6 protein-coding genes are annotated in these 8,975 nt (G+C 59.0%); 5 read left to right on the forward strand and 1 reads right to left on the reverse strand.

The window, feature by feature from the left end; all coding sequences use genetic code 11:
• Positions 1 to 27 precede the first annotated feature (27 nt).
• On the reverse strand, positions 28 to 2,763 hold the full coding sequence (gene secA / locus LOC54_RS01510; RefSeq protein ID WP_279312051.1) for a preprotein translocase subunit SecA: 2,736 nt from the start codon (positions 2,761 to 2,763) through the stop codon (positions 28 to 30).
• Positions 2,764 to 3,057: 294 nt separating this feature from the next.
• Here secA and LOC54_RS01515 point away from each other — a divergent pair, with 294 nt between their 5' ends.
• From LOC54_RS01515 to LOC54_RS01535, 5 genes are all read left to right on the forward strand, one after another.
• A complete protein-coding gene (locus LOC54_RS01515; RefSeq protein ID WP_279312052.1) occupies positions 3,058 to 4,002 on the forward strand; it encodes a peptidylprolyl isomerase in 945 nt (314 codons plus the stop codon).
• A gap of 102 nt (positions 4,003 to 4,104) precedes the next feature.
• A complete protein-coding gene (gene argJ, locus LOC54_RS01520) occupies positions 4,105 to 5,337 on the forward strand; it encodes a bifunctional glutamate N-acetyltransferase/amino-acid acetyltransferase ArgJ (protein ID WP_408740269.1) in 1,233 nt (410 codons plus the stop codon).
• Between the two features lie 120 nt (positions 5,338 to 5,457).
• Positions 5,458 to 7,857: a mechanosensitive ion channel family protein gene (locus LOC54_RS01525; protein ID WP_279312053.1), complete on the forward strand. Its 2,400-nt coding sequence runs from the start codon at positions 5,458 to 5,460 to the stop codon at positions 7,855 to 7,857.
• Positions 7,847 to 8,575, forward strand: coding sequence for a 2OG-Fe dioxygenase family protein (locus tag LOC54_RS01530; protein WP_279312054.1), 729 nt, complete (start codon positions 7,847 to 7,849; stop codon positions 8,573 to 8,575). The genes LOC54_RS01525 and LOC54_RS01530 overlap by 11 nt, the downstream gene beginning before the upstream one ends.
• A gap of 247 nt (positions 8,576 to 8,822) precedes the next feature.
• Positions 8,823 to 8,975, forward strand: a 153-nt coding sequence (locus LOC54_RS01535) for a transposase (RefSeq protein WP_279312058.1), incomplete at its 3' end; no start/stop codon positions are given.

Raw genomic sequence — 8,975 nt, forward strand, 5'->3', positions numbered from 1 at the left:
TTTCAGAAACCTGTCAGGCCGACCCGCTCAGGGCACGCGACCATGACAGTGTTTGTATTTTCTGCCCGATTCGCAGGGGCAAAGTGCGTTGCGGGGCGTTTCACCCCAGCTGGACGGATCATCCGTCACGATCGCACCGGCTCCGATCGGCAGCATGCTTTCCCCTGTGCCGGGGCCGCCTTCTCCTGCCGCAACCACGCCCGAGAGAGATTCAGGGCCCGATTCATAAAGATCCGCGTGGATTTCGTGCGTTCCGGCAAGCGGGTCTGTCATTTCCAGAGGCGGCGCAACCTCGACACGAGCCATCAGCGTGACAACGCGCTCACGCAGCTCGTCAAGCATGTAGGTGAAGAGCTTGAAAGCCTCGTGCTTGTATTCGTTCAGAGGATCTTTCTGACCATATGCGCGCAGGCCGATCCCCTGGCGGAGCTGATCCAGGTGATGGAGATGCTCTTTCCAGACGGAGTCAAATGTCGTCAGAAGGATCTGCTTCTCGATATACCGCATCAGATCCGGGCCGAAATTGGCTGCCTTGACAGCCTGGGCCTCGGAAGCGGCCGTCATGATGCGAGAGGCGACCTGCTCCCGATCCATACCATCTTCACGCGCCCATTCCTCCACCGGAAGGGTCAGACCGAAAATCCGCTCAATATCTTCCCTGAGTTCAGTGCTTTGCCACTGCTCGGCAAAGGATTTTTCCGGGATACGGGACGCTGTCAGATCCTGAATGAGGCTTTCATGCATCTCGGCAAGGAGAGAAGAGACATCTTCCTCAAGCATATATTCGCGGCGCTGCGCATACACTTCCTTACGCTGATCGTTCATCACGTCATCGTATTTCAGCGTATTCTTACGCATGTCGAAGTTGCGGGCCTCGACCTTTTTCTGTGCGCGTTCCAGAGCCTTGTTCAGCCAGGGGTGGATGATCGCCTCCCCTTCCTTCATGCCCATTTTCTGGAGCATCGTGCTCATACGCTCGGACCCGAAGATCCGCATGAGATCGTCCTCAAGAGAGACGAAGAAGCTGGAGTTACCCGGATCACCCTGACGCCCGGCGCGGCCACGGAGCTGGTTATCGATGCGGCGGCTTTCATGCCGCTCCGTTCCAATGACGTACAGCCCGCCGGCGCTGCGGACGATCTCGCGATTACGCTCGACCTCCTCGCGGATGGCATTCTCTGCCGCCTCGCGCTCCGTCGGATCCTCAATATGGCCCAGCTCCTGGGCAATCCGCATCTCGATGTTGCCGCCGAGCTTGATGTCGGTGCCGCGCCCGGCCATGTTCGTGGCGATCGTGATCGCGCCGGGGGCACCCGCCTGGGCTACGATGGAGGCCTCCATCTCGTGGAAGCGTGCGTTGAGAACGCTGTGCGGAACGCCGGCCTCACGCAGATGCTGAGACAGAACCTCGCTCTTCTCGACGGAAGTCGTGCCGACCAGAATGGGCTGTCCTGAGGGGTGAACTTCCTTGATCAGCCTGATGACGGCGGCAAATTTATCTGCTTCCGTGAGATAGATCTCGTCATCCCCGTCCTTACGTGCAACGGGCAGGTTGGTGGGGATTTCCACCACGTCGAGCTTATAGATTTCCGCAAACTCGTCCGCTTCCGTCATTGCAGTTCCGGTCATGCCGGACAGTCTGGGATAGAGGCGGAAGAAATTCTGGAAGGTGATGGAGGCGAGGGTCTGGTTTTCCTGCTGGACCTCCACGTGCTCCTTGGCCTCAAGCGCCTGATGCAGGCCGTCTGAGTAGCGCCGTCCGTCCATCATACGTCCGGTGAACTCGTCGATGATGATCACCTTGCCGTCGCGGACGATGTAGTCCACGTCACGCGAGAAGAGCGTATGGGCCCGCAGGGACTGCTGGACGTGATGCACGACCGAGACGTTATGCGCGTCATACAGTCCGCCTTCGGCGAGGATGCCTGCCGTGGCCAGCATTTCCTCCACACGGTCGCTTCCGGACTCCGTCAGGATGACCGAACGGAATTTCTCGTCCTTGTCGTAGGTTGCCGGATCCTTCACCAGTTCACGCACGACGGCGTCCACCGCGCGGTAGAGATCCGAACTGTCTTCCGCGGGACCGGAAATGATCAGAGGCGTGCGGGCTTCATCGATCAGGATGGAGTCAACCTCGTCCACGATCGCGTGGTGGAATGGTCTCTGGACCATGTCCTCCAGGCGGAACTTCATGTTGTCGCGGAGATAGTCGAAGCCGAATTCGTTATTCGTGCCGTATGTGATGTCGGCAGCATAGGCTTCGCGGCGTGCGTCGTCCGGCATGTTAGGGATGATCACGCCGGTGGTCAGGCCAAGGAAGGAATAGAGCCTGCCCATCTCATCCGCGTCACGCCGGGCGAGATAGTCGTTGACCGTCACGACGTGCACGCCTTTCCCGGTCAGGGCACTGAGATAAACCGCAAGCGTGGCAACCAGGGTCTTGCCTTCGCCCGTCCGCATCTCCGCGATCTTGCCGCTCTGGAGCACCATGCCGCCGATCAGCTGCACGTCGAAGTGTCGCATGCCGAGGACACGCTTCGATGCCTCACGACAGACCGCGAACGCCTCGGGCAGCAGGGCTTCCTGCGTCTCTCCCTTCGCCAGACGCTCCCGGAACTCTCCGGTCTTTGCCTTCAGTTCCTCATCGCTCAGCCCCGTGACGGAAGCTTCCAGCGCGTTGACGTCTGCCACCCGTCGCCGGAATGTCTTCAGCGCGCGATCATTTGAAGTGCCGAATAAAGCGCGGACCAGCGAGGCGAGCATTGAAACCTTCCGGAGTATCGGGGAATACCCCCGCCCGACAGATTTCCCCGCAGGGGGAAGCCGGGGAATACAGACAAAAACACATGCGGAGACAAAATCTCCACGCGGCCATGAGATAGGCCCGCCCCCGTTTCGGGTCAACCTGAACAGGCCTTGACGGCTGTTTTTCTTCGCTTCTGAACCGGCGATGGCGGCCTGATTACAGTTCGGAAAATCATATCGTCGCGCTCTTGCGGGCGGCAGACACCTCAGCCATGATGTCCGCGCTTTTCGATATTCAGGATCTTTATTCTTATGGTCTTTGCACGGGTAGCTTCTCTCCTGTCCCTCGGAGCTCTGCTCTCCTCCTCCCTGACGCCGGTTGCCGCCTTTGCCGCGGACGCTCCTGCTGCGGCGAAACCGGCAGCCGCCGCGACGCCCGCTCAGGAGGCGCCGATTGATCCGAACGCGACGATCGCGACGGTGAACGGCCAGAAAATCACGGTCGCGGACGTGCAGAAGGCCGCAGCGAACGTCCCGCCGCAGCTTCGTCAGCTGCCGGAAAAAATGATCCTGCCGATGCTTGTCAAGCAGATGGTGGATCAGAAGGCGATCCAGATTCTTGCGCATCAGGAGAAGCTTCAGGACAAGCCTGAGGTTCAGGAAGCGATGCAGCATGCCGCGGACAACGCGCTCCAGAGCGCCTGGCTGTCCGATCAGGTCAAGCCGCTGCTGACTGATGACGCCATCAAGGCCTATTATGACAAGAACTACGCTTCCAAGAAGCCGGAAGAGGAAGTTCATGCCCGTCATATTCTGGTGAAGACCGAGGCTGAGGCGAAAGACATCATCGCCAAGCTCAAGGGCGGTGCGAATTTCGGCACGCTGGCAGAGAAGCTTTCCACCGATACCGGCAGCGCGAAGCAGAACGGCGGCGATCTGGGCTGGTTCAAGAAGGGCGACATGATCCCGGCCTTCTCCGATGCGGCTTTCGCGATGAAGCCGAACACCTACAGCCAGACGCCGGTCAAGACCCAGTATGGCTGGCACGTCATCCAGGTTCTTGAGACCCGCACGGCGCCTGTTCCGAAGCTGGATGAGGTGAAGGACAAGATCCGCCAGGATATCCTCCAGAAGGGTATCAGCGACGCCGTCGCGAAGGCTGAGAAAGCCGTCAAGATCGTGCGTTACGATCCGACGACCGGCAAGCCGCTTCCGGATGCTCCGGAGACCCCGGCAGCGGCTCCGGCAAAGCCCTGATCGGCTTCTGCTCCGATACCGGCCGGGACTGCAGATATCTCTGTGTCCCGGCCGTTTTTTTCTGATCATCTGCTTCCCTGATCATCTGGCGGATATGTTCTGATGCCTCCCGTTCCCGTTTCTCCCCTTGCCCGGCCCCTTCCCTCCCTCGGCGTTGTTGCGGGTATCTGTCTGGGTGCTGTTGCCGCGGGTATCCGATATAAGGGACGCACGGACCTCGTCATGATGACGTTTGACGAAGGCACGACAGTTGCGGGTGTCTTCACCCGGACCCTGTGTCCCGGTGCTCCGGTGGAATGGTGCAGAGATATCCTTCCGGCGGGCAGAGCCCGTGCCCTTGTCGTCAATGCCGGCAATGCGAACGTCTTTACCGGCAGGGCCGGCAGAGAAACCTGCGATAAGACGGCACAGGAAGCCGCCCGTCTCATTGGATGCGGGCCTGATGAGGTTTATCTGGCCTCCACAGGTGTGATCGGAGAGGTTCTGCCTTCCGGGCGGATCACTTCCGCGCTGCCGGAGCTTTATGCCAGCCTCTCCGAAGACGGGTGGGAATCTGCTGCTCGCGGTATCATGACGACGGACACATTCCCCAAGGCCGCGGTTCGCAGAACCACGATCGGGGATGTGCCGGTCATCATTCAGGGGATTGCCAAGGGCAGCGGCATGATCGCTCCGGATATGGCGACCATGCTGTCCTATGTCGCAACGGATGCCGCCCTGCCCGCTCCTGTCCTGCAGTCTCTTCTGAGTGAGGGAGTGACGGGCAGCTTTAATTCCATCACGGTCGACTCAGACACCTCAACCTCGGATATGGTTCTGCTTTTCGCCACGGGAAAAGCGGGAAATCCCGTGGTTAAAGAAGCGTCTGACCCGCAGCTTTCCGCTTTCCGCACGGCACTGAATGAGGTTCTGCTTGAACTGGCCCTTATGGTCGTCCGCGACGGAGAGGGCGCGACACATCAGATCGAGGTAACGGTCGAAGGGGCTGTCTCTGATGCATCCGCGCGGAAGATCGCACGCTCCATCGCTGATTCCCCGCTGGTGAAAACCGCTATTGCCGGAGGAGATGCCAACTGGGGGCGGGTTGTGATGGCGGTTGGCAAGGCTGGTGAGCCTGCAGATCGGGACCGGCTGTCCGTATCCATCGGCGGCGTGACCATTGCCCGTGACGGTGCTGTTGTCGAAGGGTATGACGAGACACCTGTCGTTGAGCATATGAAGGGCAGCGATATCTCCGTCAGCGTCGATATCGGCCTGGGAGAAGGCCGTGCCAGGCTGTGGACCTGCGATCTGACGCATGGCTACATCGACATCAACGGATCATACCGCAGCTGAAGCAGACCGGCTCTGCGTTTCCCCTCGCTGGCTGTTCTGATAAGCCTTCCCTGTCTGTATTCAACCGGGAAGGAATACTGAATGATCCCGTCTCGCTGCCGTCGCTCTGCCGGAAACCGGATGACTCCTGCGGGACAGATCTTTCGTTTTTTCCTTTTTCTTCTCGTTTTCTGCGGGGCAGCAGCCGCACCGCTGCACTCGTCCCTGGCGCAGTCCGCGGCCCCGGCAGCGGCAAACCCTCCCCCGCTCAGCCAGGAAGATGCGCGAAAGCTGCTGGGCGTTCTGAATGATCCCAGGCAGCGCGAACAGTTTACACAGACGCTTTCGCTGATGGCCCGGGGGCTGTCAGCCCAGCAGAAGCCTGCGTCCGGCACCACCGCGAAATCTGTCGACAGCGCGATTGATCATGATATTGCCACTGATTTCGGCAGTATCGGCCACAGCCTGAATGGTTATGCACATAATTTTGCAGGACTTTTTATCAATCTGAAATCTGTTGCCGTCTGGGCGAGAACGGAATTCAGCAATCCTGACCGGCGTGATGAGTTCCTGAATATCTTCTCGCGCGCCCTGATTATCCTCCTGACCGCGCTTGCGGCAGAGCGCGGGACGTCCATTCTGCTCAGGGGCCGCCTGAATGCCGTCACCGCGCGGGCGCGGTCTCATGAAACGGATCGCCGGACCGGTGCTGTCGATACCGATCCGGCAGATCCGGCTCCGGACGATGCTGCCGCGCTGCCCGGGGCAGGAACACGCGCCGATGATGAGCGGCGGCAGCGTGAGACCCTGAAGTTTCTCGCCCGCGTGCCCTATGTCGTCCTGCACCTCCTGCTCAAGCTCGTGCCGGTGGCGGTTTTCCTGTGTATCGGATACGCGGGCGGCAGTTTCATGACCGATACGGTCCTTGCCGCTTCCGTCGTTTTCACCCTGACCAATGCCTATGTCATTGCCCGCGGGTTTTTCCTGCTGGTCGAGACGGCTCTCGCTCCCAAATCTCCCGAAATCCGCCTGACACCGGCTTCTGACGAAACTGCGCGGCTGCTTGTGCGGTGGTGGATGCTGCTGGTTGCCGCGCCGTCCATTGTCGTCTGTCTCTCGAAGCTTGGCGGAGAGTTCAACCTGTCGGAACAGGGGACTCAGGCCATGATCCGGGCTGTCGTTCTGGCTGAGCACCTGATCATCGCCGCGTTCATATGGCGCGTCCGCAAGATCGTCACGCGCACGCTTCAGCCGTCCGGAGAGACGCGGAAAACGGCTTTCGGCGCGGCTCTGTCCACTCTTGCGAGTTTCTGGTGGATCCCTACCCTTTTCCTGGATGGCGCTCTCTGGCTTGTCTGGGCTGCCAGACTGCGTGGCGGATACACCTGGATACTCCAGGCCGTCGGCATGACCGTCGCGATCATCGCGGTCAGCAGGCTGGTGTCGGTTCTGCTTTATGGTCTGCAGGATCGTCTTTTCCGGATTTCTCCGGAAATGATCCGCGAACATCCGGATATGCAGAAACGGGCTGATCGTTATTATCCGTTCGTTCGCGGCGTGATGACGGCACTGATCATGTTCGTCACGGTGGTTGCCGTGACGGAATCCTGGGGCATCCGGAGCTGGTACTTCTTCACGGCCTCCACACTTGGCAGCCGGCTGCTGAATTCCGCCATGACACTCGTGATTGCGGCCTCTGTCGCGGCCATGATCTGGGAGGTTATCAATGCAGCCCTGAACCGGCAGCTTGAGCGCTATAACGATGCCTCTCTGGCCTCTCGTGCAACACGTCTGCGGACCGTGATGCCGATCATCCGCACCATGCTGCTGACGGTGATCATCATCATCGTTCTGGTCACGTCGCTGTCCCAGATCGGCATCAATATCGCACCGCTGCTGACCGGTGCCGGGATTATGGGCGCGGCCATTGCTTTCGGCTCCCAGAGTCTGGTGAAGGATTTCATCACCGGCTTCTTCATGCTGGTGGAAGATGCGATCCAGGTCGGTGACTGGGTGACGGTCGGGAACGTGTCCGGCAATGTGGAAAATCTTTCGATCCGGGCCGTAAAGATCCGTTCGTTTGACGGGGATCTCCACGTTATTCCGTTTTCCTCCGTCTCCACGATTGCCAATACGGCGCGTGATTTTAACCAGATCATCGTCAGTCAGACGGTTGATCTGGGCGAGGATTACGGGCGTGTCGCGGGAATCATGAGAGATGTTGTGGAGGAGATGCGTCAGGAGGACGGGTTCCGGAGCATTATTCTCTCGGGCTATAATGATCTTGGGGTCAACCTTGCCGACGGAAACGGTGCTGTCGTCTTCGGGACAATCCGTACGGGCCCCATGATGAAGTGGAAGGTCTGGCGTGAATTCTATAAGCGGCTGGGCAACCGCATGGTGGAAGCCGGTGTAAGTTATTATACGCCGACCTCTTTCACCGCATCTGCCCCGAATACCGCGCTCAATCTGGCCATGACCGGTCGTATTCCGGGATCGCCGCCACCCGCTCCTGAAGGTACGAAACCGGATGCAGTCTGACAGCAGCCTCTCGCGCATTGCAGAGACCACAAGAGAGCACGGCTTTGCCTTCCTTCCCGGAGCCGCGATGCGGGAGCTTCTCTCTGCCTACGGCATGACCGACTGGGAGTCTTTTGCTGCCTCATGGGATGATCTCGGACCGGATCTCTACATGGCTGACGGGGGCAGATACCGGCGGCGGCGCTATGCCACTTTTGCTCTCGATCATGAAAAAACTGAGCGCAAACGGCATCAGCCTCATTATCAGAGTCGTGATTACAACACACTGAACGGCGGGATAGAACGCTGGTTTGAGCCTGTGGCCGATAACGTCGGCGATCATCCTGCCATGCAGGCTATATTGCGCCTGATGCAGCATTTTACGCGAGATATGTCTCCGCCCTCTCTCCAGCCGGAGACATGGCATACAGAGATACATCAGTTCAGGATTGAGGCATCGGAAAACGGGTCAGGCCACCCTACTCCGGAAGGCCTTCATCAAGATGGTGTGGACTGGGTGCTGGTCCTGATGATCCGGCGGGAAAATATCGCCAGCGGTGATACGACGATTTACGATCTGCACAGGCAGCCCCTTGGTGTGTTTACTCTGGAGCAGCCGATGGACGCAGCCTTTGTTGATGACCACAAGGTTTTTCATGGCGTCACCCCGGTTTATCCGGTGGATCCGGAACGCCCCGCCTGGCGGGATGTTCTGGTTGTGACGCTGCGCCATCAGTAATGAAGGCCAAGCTCGGGCCTTATTGATTTTTGCAGGGAATTTTGATTCAGGATATGAGGGGGAGACTGAAGATAAGCGATCTGTCCTGACTGACGGATGAACAGAGGGTGCGTCTGCGGCCGTTTTTCCGTGAGCCGCTGCAGACCTCGTGCTGAAGATTGCCGCGTGCCGGGTGGCATTATTTTTGTGAACCGCAATAAGGTCTGTGGGGATTCACTCGTAGCTTGAGATGTGATTCAAGCTTTGGATGGAACGTTTTGTGCTGACTGACGCCCATTGGGCGTTGATTGAACCTCACTGCCTAGGCAAGTCGAGCGACCCAAGTCGCAGTGGGCGGAATAATCGGCTGTTTGTGGAAGCGGTGTTGTGGATCGCGCGTACGGGCAGTCCATGGCGCGAT

The sequence above is a fragment of the Acetobacter sp. AN02 genome (assembly GCF_029759835.1).
Lineage (GTDB): Bacteria > Pseudomonadota > Alphaproteobacteria > Acetobacterales > Acetobacteraceae > Acetobacter.

Excerpts from the sequence above, each read along its gene's own strand:
- LOC54_RS01530 (WP_279312054.1), top strand. The coding sequence starts at position 7,847 with ATGCAGTCTGACAGCAGCCTCTCGCGCATTGCAGAGACCACAAGAGAG.
- LOC54_RS01515 (WP_279312052.1), top strand. The coding sequence starts at position 3,058 with ATGGTCTTTGCACGGGTAGCTTCTCTCCTGTCCCTCGGAGCTCTGCTC.
- secA (WP_279312051.1), bottom strand. The coding sequence starts at position 2,763 with ATGCTCGCCTCGCTGGTCCGCGCTTTATTCGGCACTTCAAATGATCGC.
- argJ (WP_408740269.1), top strand. The coding sequence starts at position 4,105 with ATGCCTCCCGTTCCCGTTTCTCCCCTTGCCCGGCCCCTTCCCTCCCTC.
- LOC54_RS01525 (WP_279312053.1), top strand. The coding sequence starts at position 5,458 with ATGACTCCTGCGGGACAGATCTTTCGTTTTTTCCTTTTTCTTCTCGTT.